At 57.2% G+C, this 15154-nt stretch carries 13 protein-coding genes; 2 read left to right on the top strand and 11 right to left on the bottom strand.

Translation table 11 applies throughout. The annotated features are described in order from the left end of the window. Nucleotides 1-9: 9 nt before the first annotated feature. The 9 genes from M516_RS0109625 to M516_RS0109585 all read right to left on the bottom strand — a co-directional run bounded on the left by M516_RS0109625 (nucleotide 10) and on the right by M516_RS0109585 (nucleotide 9255). A complete protein-coding gene (locus M516_RS0109625; RefSeq protein ID WP_035289395.1) occupies nucleotides 10-504 on the bottom strand; it encodes a (2Fe-2S)-binding protein in 495 nt (164 codons plus the stop codon). Next, nucleotides 501-1394, bottom strand: coding sequence for an FAD binding domain-containing protein (locus M516_RS0109620; RefSeq protein ID WP_029098923.1), 894 nt, complete (start codon nucleotides 1392-1394; stop codon nucleotides 501-503). The genes M516_RS0109625 and M516_RS0109620 overlap by 4 nt, the downstream gene beginning before the upstream one ends. A gap of 30 nt (nucleotides 1395-1424) precedes the next feature. Then, nucleotides 1425-1880, bottom strand: a complete 456-nt coding sequence (locus M516_RS0109615) for an SRPBCC family protein (protein WP_029098922.1) — start codon at nucleotides 1878-1880, stop codon at nucleotides 1425-1427. Nucleotides 1881-1899: 19 nt separating this feature from the next. Beyond that, nucleotides 1900-4326, bottom strand: coding sequence for a xanthine dehydrogenase family protein molybdopterin-binding subunit (locus M516_RS0109610; RefSeq protein ID WP_029098921.1), 2427 nt, complete (start codon nucleotides 4324-4326; stop codon nucleotides 1900-1902). After that, entirely contained in the window at nucleotides 4316-4930 is a 615-nt protein-coding gene (locus M516_RS0109605; RefSeq protein ID WP_029098920.1) for a nucleotidyltransferase family protein, read from the bottom strand. The genes M516_RS0109610 and M516_RS0109605 overlap by 11 nt, the downstream gene beginning before the upstream one ends. A gap of 1 nt (nucleotide 4931) precedes the next feature. Next, on the bottom strand, nucleotides 4932-6110 hold the full coding sequence (locus tag M516_RS0109600; RefSeq protein WP_029098919.1) for an XdhC family protein: 1179 nt from the start codon (nucleotides 6108-6110) through the stop codon (nucleotides 4932-4934). Nucleotides 6111-6320: 210 nt separating this feature from the next. Beyond that, nucleotides 6321-7112 (bottom strand): response regulator transcription factor, encoded by a 792-nt coding sequence (locus tag M516_RS23230; protein ID WP_051188175.1) that lies wholly within the window; start codon nucleotides 7110-7112, stop codon nucleotides 6321-6323. Between the two features lie 30 nt (nucleotides 7113-7142). After that, nucleotides 7143-8705, bottom strand: a complete 1563-nt coding sequence (locus M516_RS0109590; protein WP_238550956.1) for a class I adenylate-forming enzyme family protein — start codon at nucleotides 8703-8705, stop codon at nucleotides 7143-7145. A gap of 25 nt (nucleotides 8706-8730) precedes the next feature. Then, entirely contained in the window at nucleotides 8731-9255 is a 525-nt protein-coding gene (locus M516_RS0109585; RefSeq protein ID WP_029098917.1) for a gamma carbonic anhydrase family protein, read from the bottom strand. Between the two features lie 190 nt (nucleotides 9256-9445). Between M516_RS0109585 and M516_RS0109580 the strand changes: the two genes are divergently transcribed. Continuing rightward, nucleotides 9446-11212: an adenine deaminase C-terminal domain-containing protein gene (locus M516_RS0109580; protein WP_035289392.1), complete on the top strand. Its 1767-nt coding sequence runs from the start codon at nucleotides 9446-9448 to the stop codon at nucleotides 11210-11212. A 126-nt stretch (nucleotides 11213-11338) separates the two neighbouring features. Here M516_RS0109580 and M516_RS0109575 read toward each other — a convergent pair whose 3' ends face one another. Together M516_RS0109575 and M516_RS0109570 are read right to left on the bottom strand one after the other, a co-directional pair. Next, complete coding sequence (locus tag M516_RS0109575; protein ID WP_029098915.1) at nucleotides 11339-12205, bottom strand: MurR/RpiR family transcriptional regulator; 867 nt, start codon at nucleotides 12203-12205, stop codon at nucleotides 11339-11341. An 87-nt stretch (nucleotides 12206-12292) separates the two neighbouring features. Then, entirely contained in the window at nucleotides 12293-13651 is a 1359-nt protein-coding gene (locus M516_RS0109570) for an aspartate aminotransferase family protein (protein ID WP_029098914.1), read from the bottom strand. 103 nt (nucleotides 13652-13754) lie between these two features. Here M516_RS0109570 and M516_RS0109565 point away from each other — a divergent pair, with 103 nt between their 5' ends. Further along, nucleotides 13755-15017: a dicarboxylate/amino acid:cation symporter gene (locus M516_RS0109565; RefSeq protein ID WP_029098913.1), complete on the top strand. Its 1263-nt coding sequence runs from the start codon at nucleotides 13755-13757 to the stop codon at nucleotides 15015-15017. The last annotated feature ends 137 nt before the right edge of the window (nucleotides 15018-15154 follow it).

The raw sequence follows: 15154 nt of genomic DNA, 5'->3' as shown, positions 1-15154 counted from the left end.
CCTCATCACCTACCTGTCCTTTTGCTCCTTGGCCACCTTCGCGATCGCTTCAACGATGCCCTTGTAGCCCGTACAGCGGCACAAATGGCCTGACAGCATCTCCTCGATTTGTTCCGTCGTCGGGTCCTGATGCTCCTCCAAAAACTCCGCGGCCGACATGAGAATCCCCGGCGTGCAGAATCCGCACTGCAGCCCGTGGCATTCCGACAAGGCATCCTGCAGCGGGTGGCGGCTGCCATGGAGAGAAAGCCCCTCAACCGTGGTAATCTCGGCGTCCGCAGCCTGAACGGCAAACATCAGGCAGCTCCGAACCGCGGCACCGTTTACGCGTACGGTACAGGCCCCGCACACGCCATGCTCGCAGCCGACATGGGTACCGGTCAAACCGCAATCTTCCCGGAGAAAATCGCTCAGCAGCCTGCGCGGCTCCACCTCTTCTGCGTAAAGTTTTCCGTTGATTCGGACGCGGACGAGGACTTTTTCATGTTTGGCTGCCTGAATCATGGTTGCGTCCCCCCTCCCAGCTTTTGCAGCGATCGCTCATAGGCTTTCCGGATCGCTCGCTTGGTGAACACCTTGGCCAGATGCAGGCGGTATTCGCGGGAGGCATGAAGATCGCCCTCCGGATCGGTATTCTCGGCCGCGATTTGCCCGGCTTCCTCCAGCAGGGCATCCGTCAGCTTTTCTCCCAGCAGCACATCCATGGCCTCCTGGGCGATCATCGGAACGGCATCCACGCCGCCGATCGCGAGACGTCCTGCCGTGATCGTTCCGTCTTCGTCCGTATCGAGCAGGCACGCCGCGGCGACCAACGCGAAATCGCCGTGTCTGCGGCTGAACTCCACAAACGCATAGCCTTTCGGAAGCGTGTCGACGGGAATCTGAATTTCCGTCAGCATTTCCGTGGGAGCGATATCGGTGGTCAAATAGGTGATGAAGAAATCCTGCACCGGCACTTCTCTCGTCTCTTCCGCACTCTGAATGATCGCTGTCGCATCCAGCGCCAGGAGCGAGAGCGGTATTTCCGCCGTCGGGTCGGCATGCACCAAACTGCCGCCGACCGTGCCCCGGTTGCGGGTCTGCACATGGCCGATAAACGGGACCGCTTCGCTTAACAAGGGGGCGACCTCCTTCACGGTCGGCGATTTTTCCAGGCTTCTCTGCCGGCAGAGCCCGCCGATTTTGAGAATGCCTTCCTCCAACCGGATGAAGTCCAACTCCCGCAAGCCGTTGATATCAATGACATGCTCCAGCGACGACAACCTCATGTTGAGGATCGGTATCAGGCTTTGTCCTCCGGCAATCAACTTCCCCTCGTCTCCGCAGTCCAGCAAAAGCTGAAGGGTCTCCTCCAAGGTGGAAGGGCGGTAATAATTGAAGGAAGCCGGTTTCATCTGTCTCCCCCCTTTCGATGATCGTGAACCTTACGCGATTTGCTGTCCGCGCTCCAGGTTTTTCTTGATTTTTTTGAAAAAATCGCCGATCAGCAGTTTGGCAACCCCGCCCAGCATGCGCTGGCCGATCGCCGCCACCTTGCCGCCCACCTCTGCCTGGTAGGTATAGGTAAGCTGCGTCTTGGACTCGTCCAAGGGGGTCAGGTCGATGATGCCTTCGGCGTCCACATACCCCGGGCCGCCCTCGCCGTGTACGACCAGCTTGAAATGATGCGGCGCCTGCACCTCTTCGACGGTAATATAGGCGTCGTATTTGCCTTTGACGGCGGCAATCCCCACGGACAGATCGGCGCGGTACTTTCTCTCACCGACCAGTTCCATGCTTTTGCAGCCCATGATGCACTCGGTCAGCACCTCGGGGTCCATCAGCTTGTGAAATACGTGCTCGATCGGTCCGTTCAGCTCGATGCTTCCATTTCCTGTCATGGTATGGCCTCCTTCGTGTTTATGCGGTGATCTCCATCTTCTGTTTGGCGTCCTGGATCAATGTCCAAATCCGGTTCGGCGACAGGGGCAGGGTGTCAATCGTCACGCCCAACCCGCTCAACGCATCCTCCACCGCATTGGCAATGACCGCAGGGGCGCTCATCGTGTTTCCTTCTCCCAACCCCTTGGCTCCCAGCGGCGTCAGCGGTGAAGGGGTCTCCAAATGCTTGATCGTAATCGGCGGAATCTCCGGCGCTGTCGGACAGAGGTAATCCATAAAACTGCCGGAGAGGAACTGCCCGTTGCGGTCATATGCGAGCTCCTCATACATCGCACCGCCCAGGCCGTGAACCAGGCCGCCCAATATCTGCCCGTCCACAATCAGCGGATTCAGCAGTTTTCCCGCATCGTGTACGGTCGTGTAATCCAGAATCTTGACTTCCCCCGTCTCGATGTCCACCTCAACGGTGACCGCATCCGCTACAAATCCGTACGTGACGGAGCCGTTCACCTGATCGTTCTCATCCGGCGGCATTGCGGCAGGGATGGTGTAAAAAGCGGTTTCGTGTATGCCCGGCTCCATCCCCGGCGGGAGCACGTCCGGATTCCAGTGCGTGGAGCCGATCAGGCGCTTCAAGGAAATCTCCCGCCCGGGGGCATCCTTCACCGCGATCCTGCCATGTTCCAGCACAAGCTGATCAAGCGGGACCTGCAGCAGTTCCTGCGCAATGTGAAGCAGTTTTTGACGGACCTTGTGGGCGGCCTGATACACCGCACTGGAGCCAATGGCGGCGAAGCGGCTGGAGTAGCTTCCTGACGCGACCGACCAGGGACTCGTCAGCGTATCCATTTCGGCGACCACTTTGACGGTCCGGGGATCCACCCCCAGCACCTCGCCGACAATTTGCGCCGCCACCGTTTCGTGTCCCTGCCCGGTCGGCGTTGTGCTGATGCGGACGGTGATTCCTCCCATCGGGTCGATGGAGACCGTCGCCCCTTCCGCACAGCCCGATTTCGGGAGCGACTTTGCCCGCTCCTCGGGCGTCAGGGCGATGGTGATGTAGCCCATGTTGGACCCGGAAGGCTCCACGATGCAGGCCAGCCCCATTCCCAGATACTTTCCTTCCGCTCTGGCCTGCTTTTGTTTTTGCCGAAACTCGTCGTAGTTCACGATGTCCAGCAGCATGTCGAAAGCCTTCCGGTAATCCCCGCTGTCGTAAACGCCTCCGCTTGGCGTGGTATAGGGGAATTCCTCGGCCCGAATCAGGTTTTTGCGGATCACGTCCGCCGGGTCCATCCCCAGCTTCTGCGCGATCATGTGCATCAGCCGTTCCAGCGGGAAATACAACTGCTGCCCCCCATAGCCGCGAATCAAGCCGGTTGGGCTCTTGTTCGTCATCACCGCGATCGTTTCCATCTGCAAATGCCGGATGCGATAGGGGCCGGTGGTGTTGGAATGGGTGCGGTACAGACAGGCCGGCTCCGGGGCGCGCACATAACCGCCCACGTTGTCCACCATTTTCATCTTCAATCCCGTTACGGTGCCGTCCCGTTTCACCGCCGCCTCGATCCAGGTCACCCGGTCCGTACCGCTGGAGCTCGCAGCCAGATGCTCCTGACGGTCCTCGATCCATTTGACCGGCACCCCGGCGATCCGCGAGGCAACCGCCATGAGCACCATGTAGGGATAGACGCCGGATTTGATACCGTAGCTCCCGCCTACATCCTTCGGGATCATGATGCGCAGCCTGTTGCTGGGCGTTCGCAGGGCTGCCGCCATCACCGACTGCAGGGTAAACGGTCCGTGAAAATTGGACCAGATCGTATACTGCTGTTCACTCGGGTCATAGTGGGCGATGACCCCATACGTCTCAACCGGGGTTGCACTGTACTTGGGATAGAAAAACGTATGCTTCACCACGAGATCCGCCTGCCGGAACGCTTCGTCCACATTGCCGTAATGAAAGTGGCGGTGATTGGCGATGTTGCTGCCCACCGCTTCATGCAGCACGGGAGCGTCCGGCTCAAGCGCCTTCTCGATGTCCACCACGGCGGGAAGCTGTTCGTATACGACTTCGATGGCCTCCAGGGCATCTTCCGCCAGATAGCGGTTCTTGGCGATGACCACGGCTACCGGTTCCCCGACAAAACGCACCTTGTCAACCGCCAGGGAATAGTACTTCACCGGGGCCGTGACGCCGACCGGAAACGGATTCGTCAGCGCCGCGATGTCCTGCCCCGTTATCACGGCCTTCACGCCGGGCATCCGCTCGGCCTTCTCCGTACGGATTTCCTTGATGCGCGCATGCGGATACGGACTTCGCAAAATGGCCGCCTGATGAATGTTCGGAAACGGATTCATGTCATCGATAAACGTGCCGCGTCCTGATGTTAAACGGATGTCCTCCACTCTCTTCATGGGTTTTCCGATGTGTTTACAGTCCACGAATCGCACCCTCCCTTCTCGTGACTCGCTCATAATCTTCCCACGTATCGATGTCCTCCAGGGGGGGAAGGGGCACGTCCACCCATTGACGCTCGTCCCCCGAAGCCTGTATGAGCTGTTTGGCGCCTTGGTCCCCCGTGATGTGCAGCAGGTGGGGAAACCATTTCCGATCGAACAGAACCGGATGCCCCGGCTTTCCGCTGTAGGCCGCCTGGATGATCGAGGCGGATGAACGCGCATAGGCATCGATCACCCGTTCGATGACAAACGGCTCGATCTCGGGCTGATCCGCCAAGAGAATGAGGGCGGCCGAGGCATCATGGGGCAGGTTTTCCACCCCTTTGACCAGAGACGTGCTCATTCCCAGATGAGCCCGTTCATTCCACACCACCCAAACAGGCAGATCCCACAGATGATGCTGCACCTCGGGCATCTCCGCGTTGGCGACCACCATCACCCCCGCGGATTGGACTTGCGCCGCTTTTTTGGCTACCTGCCGGACCAGGCTGCCGTCCCGGTACGGCAGCAGGATTTTGGGCAATCCCATCCGCCTGGAATATCCCGCAGCCAGAATGATGATCCACACCGCTGGAGAAGCCCTCACGTCAGACACTCTCCTTCAACGGCATGGATGAAAACAGGTCCCCTGTCCTTTCGTGAATCGGGCCCTTCCGCAGCCGAAGCGGCATGCCGCTCCGCCTGGTTCTTGCACAAATCATTTCCGAAAGAATGCTGAACGCGATTTCCTCCGGCGTTTCGGCCCCGATGTCCAACCCGACCGGCGAATGAAACGCTTTCATTTTGAGCGGATGCAAGCCGATCGCCTTTCGATTCGACTCGATCTTCTCCAGCAGCTTTTCTGTTCGGGCACGCGGCCCCAATATGCCCAGATACGCGATCGTGCGCGTGAGCATCTCCGCGAGAAACAATTGATCCTGCTCGAAGTGATGCGTCATGATCACTACGTTGGTCTCTTCGTCCACGTCCAGAGGAGGGACGGTCCCCATTGGCGCCACGATGATCTCATCCGCATCCGGAAATCTGTCCGTTGCGGCAAATGCGGGGCGGTGATCCACCACCGTCACATGCCACTGCAGCAGCTTCGCCCCCCGCACCAGCGGGATCGCATCCGGACCGGCACCGAAGATCACGAGCCGCGGCACTCTTCGAACCGTGTGGATAAAGCACTGGACCCGGATCGTTTCCCCGCCGCTTCCGGACAGGTCGATCCACGCCAGGCCCGAGCGGCCCGCTGCTCGATACTGCGCCGCCCGCTCGGCAATTTCTCCCCATCCGTGCAGCGCCCCGCCTTCCTCGCGATCATGCCCCAGCGTAACCAGGGTGCCCGGAGGCAGCGCGGCGGCATCGGATGATTGAATCACCGTCACAATCGAAAACGAGCGAGGTGAGGCTGCATGCAGTCTCATCACCTGGAGCAGTTGTTTTGCCTGAGCCGGATATGTGGCAGGATGAAACGGGGCAAGCCATATCGTCAGCGAGCCGTTGCAGCCGACGCCCAATCCCCACAGCAGGTCCCCGCTCCCCCGAAAATCGTACTGGAGGGTTCGCGGCACGCCGCTCTGCATCACCTCGCGCGCGTGCTCGTAAATGTCGCCTTCGACACATCCGCCGCTGACGGTTCCGATGATGCGCCCATCCTCCAGAATCAAGCACTGCGCCCCAACTCCGCGGTAGGTGGACCCTTGCGTGTCGATGATGGTCGCCAAAACGGCCGGCCTGCCGCTGCTCCAGCATTCCTCCAACCCTTTCAGCAGATCAAGCATTTGTTCACCTCCCCGAGAATGTGTGCAGGCAGCTTTGTTTCGAGTATAAAAGCAGTCCGGATGGTTTGGTTTCAAAATTTTCTTGAAACGAATTGTAGTTTTTTGCTGTAACGTGACGGCCCGATAAGCAGCCCCATCCTGCGCAAAAAACAAGGAAACCTCCCATCCGCCGATCGGAGGTTTCCTGATGCATTCGCGCACGAAAAACGGCTATGCGCGGTGTGCAGAATGCTGCTGGCCATGGAGAAAAACCTGAAACTGGCTGCGGTATTCACTGGGCGTTTGGCCGACCATTCGTTTAAAGGTGGTTGAAAAATAGCCGGCACTGGAGAACCCGGTGTTGTTGGCGATCACATCGATCGGCAGGGAGGTCATTTTCAACAGGCTTTTTGACTTTTCGATGCGGTACTGCGTCAGGTATTCGACAAAGGTAATCCCCGTCTCCGCCTTGAAGAGCCGGCTGAAGTGAGACGGGCTCAAATAGACCAGGCTGGATACTTCCTGCAGGGTGATCGTCTGCTGAAAATTCAACTGGATGTAGCGAATGACGGTATCGATCGGATTGCCCAGGTCGGTTTCGAATGTGGCGGGGGCTGCCCCTTCTCCCATGAAATGTCGGGTCTCTCGGCAGAGCTCCGACAGCAGCAGGCGATCGAAAGCGGCCATCAGCTCATGTTTTGAAACCGGTTTCAACAAGTAGGAAGAAAAACCGGCGTTTATGCACTCCTGAACCAAATCAAACATTTTCAAATGGGACAGCACAATGATGGGGAGCTGCGGATACAGTCCCTTCGCCATTTTTCCCAACGAGACCCCATTCATGTCCGGCAGGGAAAGATCGAGGATCATGATGGTGGGCTGCATCTGTTTCAACAAGAGTCCGGCCCGGTGTGCCGTGTCCGCTTCATGGACGGCCAGATACTTGTATGGACTCTCTTCGATGACGCAACGAACGGCTTGGCGACTTTGTTCATCCGAGTCTACGAGGAAAAGCGCTGCCAAGCGAATCCCCCCAATCTTGAAACGGTTTGGTCATTGGTCAAGCACGTTGGAGATTTCTTTTTCTTCCCGTTCGATCTGCGCAAGTTTCCGGCGAAGCGTTTTCCCTGTGAGGCTTTCCGGTATCTCTGACACAAAGACGTATTCCCTCGGCCGTTTGTAGCTGGCCAGCCGGGGATGCTCCTTGCAGAACTGGTCCAGTTCCTGCGGGGTTACCTGGCTTCGGGGCACGATATAGGCAACGGGGATTTCCCCCCAGCGTTTGTCCTTCACGCCGACGACGGCCACCTGGGACACGTGCGGATGCTCCAGGAGAATCATTTCAATTTCCTGCGGGTGAATATGCTCGCCTCCCGAGATGATCATTTCATCCACCCTGCCGATTACATACAAGTCCCCCTGCTCATCGATGTAACCGAGGTCGCCCGTGAAGTACCAGCCTTCCCGAATGGCCTTCCGGGTGGCATCCGGTCGGTTCCAGTATCCTTTAAACGCTTCCACCGAGTCGGTGTGGACGATGATTTCCCCGATCTCGCCGGGGGACACGGTATCGTCCGGATGGGACGAGCCGTCCTGATTGGGTACGATGACGCGGATCAGTTGATGAATGCCGGGTTTTCCCGCACAGCCCGGCTTTTGGAGAACTTCGCTGCAGGTGGTGAAGGTATAGATTTCCGTGCTGCCGTAATGATTGACAAAGGTCTGCGGACGAAAGACCTCCTGGCACCGCTGAATCAACTCCGCGGACATCGACGAACCGGCAAACCCGATGGTCCGCAGCGTGGAATAATCATAGCGGTCCACGTCCGGGTGATATGCCATGTCGTGATACATCTTCGGGATCATGTACAGGCTGTGGATCCCTTCCTCTTGAATCAGGCGCAGCGCTTCATGCGCATCGAAATCCGGAACCGTGACGTACGTGCCGTTGAGGACCAGCATCACCGAAAGCAGGGCGTGCAGCCCCATCGTATGATAGAGCGGCATGGCACCCAGCGTTTTATCAAACATCAGGTAATTGTTTTGCAAAATATGGGCCATCGTGGAGGCGTATTCATTTTTATGCGTGCGCGGAACGCCTTTGGGGCGTCCCGTTGTTCCGGACGTGTACAGGATGACGGCCAGATCGTTGTCATCGATCGGAGGACGTTCACATGAACCCTTTCCCTGCTCCAGCAGTTCATGAAAGGTCAGATCGGCCCCTTCTGGTTCCAGCCCGATAAACAGCGGGCGGGTATTGTACTTGTTTTTCAGGACGGAGGTGCGCACGAGGTCCTCAAAAATGATCATTTTGGCTTCCACGTCGTTGACGCAGTACTGGATATCCTTCGTGGACATTCTGAGATTGATCGGCGTGAAGACCGCCCCGATTTTTTGCAGTGCCCAGAAGGCGATGATCGTCTCCACGCGGTTTTTCATGAGCACGATCACCCGATCCCGCTTGCCCACCCCGAGCTTTTGCAGGGAATAAGCCAATACGCTGCTCTCGTGGTGCAGCTGTCCATACGTATACCGTTTCTGACCTTGGACGACGGCAATCTGGTTGGGATAGCGATTCGCCGAAAATTCAAAGAGAGACCCCAGGTTCATGTTCATCAGCTCCTCCCTCCCCTTGACGTGATCACGCCTCGATTTGTTGCAGGTCGCTGCGGTACTGGATGCCTCTGTCCTTGTAAATCTGCGCGGAGATGACGATTTTTTCGATCTCTTCCGGCGTGAGGTCGCGGATGACTTTGCCCGGACTGCCGAGAATCAGGACGCCGGGCGGATAGGTTTTGCCGGCGGGAATCACGGTTCCGCTGCCGATGATCGTATGCTCGCCGATGACCGCGCCGTCCATGATGATGCTTCCCATTCCGACAATCACCCGATCGGCGATCGTACAGCCGTGAACAATCGCGGAATGCCCGATCGTCACATCGCTGCCGATGACGGTCGGATACCGGGAGTCAACGTGGATCACCGTTCCGTCCTGCACATTGCTGCCTCGTCCAATCTGGATCCCCTGCGTATCCCCGCGCAGCACGGCATTGAACCAGACGCTGGCATACTCGTCGATCGCAACGTCGCCGATGATGTTTGCCCCGGGGGCAATATACGCGGTTGGAGAAACGGTTGGCTTTTTGTCGGCAAGGATGTACTTCATCTCTTTTTCCCTCCTGATCCATGAACATGCATGCCTTTTCTCTATAAAGTAATGGAATTTTCGAAATCTTGAAAGCGACGTCGGCAAGAAGAGCAAATTTTTAAAAAGAAAGAGTAAAAATGTGAAAATGAACCCGAACAATACGGACTATCATGAGTAACAGGAACCTATTGCCAAGGGAGTCATGAACATGTCCAAACCGATCAGACCGTTCAGCAAACAATCGTGGAAGCAGTTGATCGAAGTGTCCCGTTTTCAGCGGCCTGCAACCGCATGGATCAGGGCTGGACAGCTCCTGAACGTATATACCGGGGAAGTGTGCGAAGGCCATATTGCGATCAGTCAGGACCGGATTGCCTACGTGGGCGGAAAAGAACCCCTGACCGACGAACAGACCGTGGTCATCGACGCGGCGGATCTCACGGTCGTGCCGGGCTACATCGAGCCCCACACCCATCCCTTCCAACTGTACAACCCGCTGACCCTGGCCGAATTTGCCCTCTCCCGCGGGACAACCACGCTGATTCACGACAATTTGAATTTCTTCCAAAAGCTTGAGCCGGACCAGCTCGACAGATTGTTTGCGGTCATGTACCGCATGCCGGTCAAAAATTTCTGGTGGGCCCGCCTCGACCCGCAAACCACCGATGACAGCCTAAAACGTGCGTTTACCCCGGAGCGCGTCAAGCGCATGCTGCAGCATCCGCTCGTTCTGCAGGCGGGAGAGCTCACGGCCTGGAGGGATCTGCTCGATGGCGCGGAAGACATCGAAGAGCTGATGTATCTGGCGCGCCTGGAAGGAAAACCGATTGAGACCCATAATCCGGGGGCCTCGGCGGAGACCTTGAATGCGGTGACCGCCGCCGGCGTGACCTGCTGCCATGAAAGCATCACCGCCGAGGAGGTGCTTCGCCGTTTGCGGCTTGGCCTCTATGCAGCGCTGCGGCATTCGTCGATCCGTCCCGATCTGCCGGACTTGGTCAGAGGGCTGCTTCCGGAAAAGAACCTGTCCTGGAGCCGCTTCATGCTGACAACGGATGGTTCGGCGCCGTTCTTTTTTGCGCACGGCTTCACCGATTTTCTCATCCGGCTGGCGATTGAGAACGGGGTGCCGCCCGTTGACGCGTATCGGATGGCCACGTTGAATCCCGCGGTCTATTACGGATTGGATCAGGAGCTGGGAGGCATCGCGCCGGGCAGGCTTGCGGACATCCTGTTCCTGGAGGATCTTGCCCATCCCACCCCGGTCAAAGTCATGGCGGAAGGCAATATGGCGGTGGAACAGGGCAGGGTGATCGCCCCGCTTCCCGAGATCGACTGGGCGCAGTTCGGCATCGGAAAGCTGCCTGCCCCTACCTGGAAAGCGGAGCCGGAATGGTTTCGCGTGGCAAGCACCGGAGAGAAGTTTCCCGTCGCGGACATGATCAACGCGGCGATTCTCTCGCATCGAAACGAATCCCTTCCCGAAAGGAACGGCGCGATTGTACTGACCGCGCACGACGATTATCTCTATGCCGCGCTGCTGGACCGCCAGGGGAAATGGATCTGCACCGGCATCGTGAAAGGCTTCGGAAACGTCCATGCCTTGGCCAGCACCTACACACTTTCGCAGGATATCATCGTCCTCGGCAAGGATGCCGTGCAGATGGCCCAAGCGGTCAGCCGGATCATGGAAAACGGCGGCGGCATCTGCCTCATGGAAAACGGCCGGCCGCTGTTCGAGCTCTCTCTGCCGCTGATGGGCGGGATGAGTCTGGAGAACATGGATGTCCTCATTGCCCGGACCAGCACGCTGGTTCACCTGCTGCGAGAGCGCGGGCACCGGCATGAGGACCCGATCTATTCCCTGCTGTTTTTCTCCGCCACGCATTTGCCCTCGATCCGTTTTACACGAAAGGGGCTGTTGTCGGTCAAGACGGGTACCATTTTGATCCGCTCCCGGGAGTTGGGCGGGTAGGTACGGGATACTTTCTCCAAAAAGCGGTTGCTCACCCGGCTCGCAAACAAGACAAAAACCCTTCCGATGCTGGAAGGGTTTTTGTCATTCGTTGTCTGCGGGAAAGGTTGTCACGTACGCACACGACTATTTCCTGGGTTCTACGTAAATATCAAAGTTCATCCAGACCTCTTCCAATTCCAGAAGTACATCCTTGGCCTGCTCGGCGGACGCCTGGGTCATCGCCCGCAGCAGGGCGGTGACGACCGAAAGCGGCGCCACCAGGGAATCCATATGCGACGCAATGCCTGTCGGTGTATAGAGAACCTCGTCGGCATGACGAACCAGCGGCGAAGAGGGATAATCGGTAATGGCTGCGACTTGAACCCCTTTCTTCTTCCCGTAGGCCAGACAATCGACCGTAAAGCGGGAGTATCGCGCAAACCCGATGCCCACGATCACATCGTCGGAGCCGAAGCGGTGCAAATGATCGACCGTGCGCGGCTCTCCGGTAAACAAGACGGCCTCCTTGTTCAGGAAACGCAGGTAAAACTCGAAGAAGAGCCCGATGGATAGCGTGCTTCGCGAGCAAACGATCCCGATGCGTTGAGCCGAGACGAGACGTTTTACGATCCTCGCGAACGCCTCCAAATCGATCCGTTCCATCATCAGCGTAAGGTTTTGGACATCCTCTTCGAAATATTGCAGGACCGTTCGCTGCTCGGCGCTTTCAATCACGCGCGAGAGCTGGAACCGCTCGCCGGTGGTCAGCTTTGATCGGACCAGTTCCTGCAGTTCGCGCGAGAGCGCCGGATAGCCCGAACAGCCGATAAACGTGGCGAAGCGGGTAACTGTCGACTCGCTGACATTCGCCTTTCTGGACATCTCGGCGACGTTGTAAAAGGCAGCCGACTCGGGGTCCCGCAAAATCACCTCCGCAATTCGCTGCTGCGAAGGACTCATCTGTGCGTACAACTGTGACACCTTCTGGAGAATGGAAGGTCCGTGTTCCATCGAGATCACCTCAAAACGTTGTCCCGTACATCCAATACCGTTAAGTATACGAAAGGAAAGAGGCGGCGACAACGTCGGGGGACACGACTACACGGTCACAAATTGGCCCAGAGCGGCAAAACTTTTTTCAAACGCGTCCAGCGTCGCCTGAATTTCTGCCGGTCCGTGCGCGTCTGACATCGAAAAGCGATTGAGCGGTTTCGAATAGACGCCGTGATCCATCAGCAGATAATCGAGCGCAAGGCGAAGCTCGTGGCGGTTGGCCCCCAGATCACGATAATTCCGCACCTCTGCCTCGGTAGCCAGGACGTTGAAGATGGTACCGACTCCCACGGTTTTTACGGGGATGCGGTACTGCCGGGCAAGCTCGTGAATGCCGTCGCGCAATTGATGTGTGCGCTGCACCAGCGATTCAAAGCGGCCCGGCTCCTTCAAATACCGAATGGTAGCCAGACCCGCCGCAAGCGAGATGGGGTTCCCGTTGAAGGTGCCGCTGTGAAAGACGACTTCATGGCGATTGCTGGAGCGCAGAGGCGAACACATTTCGAGAAGGCGGCGTTTTCCCCCTACGACGCCGATCGGGAACCCTCCTCCCACCACTTTTCCCAAAGCGGTCAAATCGGGCTGGACGCCATAGTAGTCCTGGGCGCCCCCCAACGAAACGCGAAAGCCTGTTTTGACTTCATCAAAGATGAGGATGATTCCGAGCCGGTCGGTCAGCTCCCGCAAATTCGCCATAAACTGGCGGTCGGCCGGGATGTATCCGGACTGCATCGGCTCCACGATGACAGCCGCAATCTGATCCTTCTTCTCCGTCACAATCTTTTCGCAAGCATCCCAATCGTTGAACGGAAGTACGACGGTATGCCGGAGATAGTAATCCGGTGTCCCCAGGGATTCCGGTACGGACGCCGGCGGCGATTGATCTCCTACGCGGTCGATGGTTGGATTTACGCTGACCAGCACATGATCATGCGCCCCGTGATAATGGCCCTCAAATTTGGCGATATGCGTTTTCCCCGTGTAGGCCATCGCCAGACGCAGGGCAAACAGCGTCGCCTCCAAACCGGAATTGGTAAACCGCACTTCCTCGAAGCTGGGATACAGGCCCGCCAGTTCTTGCGCCATCTCCAGTTCCATCGGATGAGTCGCTCCAAAACTGCTGGTCCCCTGCTGTTCCCATACCTGTTGAATCGCTTTCTGCACGACCGGATGGCCATGTCCCAAAAGCAAAGCGCCATAGGAGAGCAGGTAGTCTACGTACCCATGTCCATCCAGGTCATACAGCCAAGCATTCTGTGCCTTCTCAAAGGTAATGGGAAAGGGTTGATAGTAGCGAAGATTTCCGTTCACTCCGCCTGCAATCAGCGTATGGGCCTGCTCAAAAAACGCGGCCGATTTCGGGCGTTTTTCGCGGTAGTGCTGCTGTAAGGAAGAAAGGTTCATGGTGAATCCCTCCACGTCTATGATGAAATAATTATTGCACCACCAAAAGATATAAGCAATAATAATTTCATGTGATAGTAAAATTAAGAAAAGGGGGAATTGTATGAAAACAAGATCGGCTTTTTACATTCTCGGGGCCACCGTGCTGGGAGCGCTGTTCGGGCATGTCTTCCCGGAAGCGGGGACAGCCATAAAACCGCTGGGCGATGCGTTCATTCGCCTGATCAAGATGGTCGTGATCCCCGTGATCGTGACGACCCTGCTGGTTGGGATCACGGGCATTGGCGATATCAAGCGCATGGGGCGCGTGGGCCTGAAAACGATCATTTGGTTTGAAGTGATTACGACGCTCATCCTGTTCATCGGATTGGCCGTCGGCAACCTCGTACAGCCCGGAAAGGGAATCGACCTGAGCCAGCTACCCAAAGCCGATATTACCGCGATTGCCTCCAATACCTCGAAAGTACTGGACGCGAAAACCCTTCTCCTGAACATCATTCCGACCAACATTGTCGATGTGCTTGCGAAAAGCGACCTTCTGGCCGTCATCTTTTTCTGCATCATGTTCGGCATCGCGCTGGTCGGTCTCGGAAACGAAGCGAAGCCCTTCCTGTCCATCATGGAAATCGCATCGAAAGCGTCGTTTCGTCTCGTCAATCTGGTGATGAAGGTTGCCCCGATCGGCGTGTTTGCGCTCATGTCGGCTACCATTGGCACGTATGGAATCGCGCTGCTGTTCCCGCTCCTTAAACTCATCGGGACTGCCTATCTGGGGCTGGCTGTCCTCGTGTTCGGCCTCTTTCCGCTGGTCGCTGTGTTCCTTTCCATCCGCATCACTGACGTGTACAGGATGATTTGGGACCTGATGGTGATTGGCGCTTCCACCGGGAGTACCGAGACGGTCGTGCCTCAACTGATGCAGCGTCTGGACAAATTCGGCGTCCCCACATACATCACTTCGTTTGTCATTCCGGCGGGCATGCCGTTAAATTCGGACGGCACCACGCTTTACCTGACCATTGCCGGCTTGTTTATCGCCCAAGCGTTTGGCATTGACATGAGCCTGCAGCAGCAGCTCATGATGGTGCTGTTTTTCGTTGTCACCAGCAAAGGGGTGGCCGCAGTTCCGTCGTCTTCCATGGTGATTCTGCTGGCCACCGCTACCGCCGTCGGTTTGCCTGCTGAAGGCGTAGCCCTCATTCTCGGGATTGACCGGGTCATCGACATGGCACGTACCGCGGTGAATGTGATGGGGCATGTCTTTTCATGCGTAGCCGTGGCGAGATGGGAAGGCGTCTTTCAAAAGGGGCCTGTCGTCCTTGACGGGATGGCGGCTTCTTCCGAACGCGGAAGTCTTTCCTCGTGATTCATCAGGAGAGCGCGTGCACCGGTCATTCGTCCGGAACCCCTGCAAAACGGATCGAACTGGAAAGGCATGTACGGTATGGACATGAAAAAGGAAAAACCAGGTCACTGCTCTCAAGTGACCTGGTTTTGGGTAGG

The organism is Brevibacillus thermoruber 423 (genome assembly GCF_000454065.1).
In the GTDB taxonomy this organism is placed as follows: domain Bacteria; phylum Bacillota; class Bacilli; order Brevibacillales; family Brevibacillaceae; genus Brevibacillus; species Brevibacillus thermoruber.
Note: the sequence above shows the minus strand (reverse complement) of the source record. Positions and strands in the feature narration are given on the sequence as shown.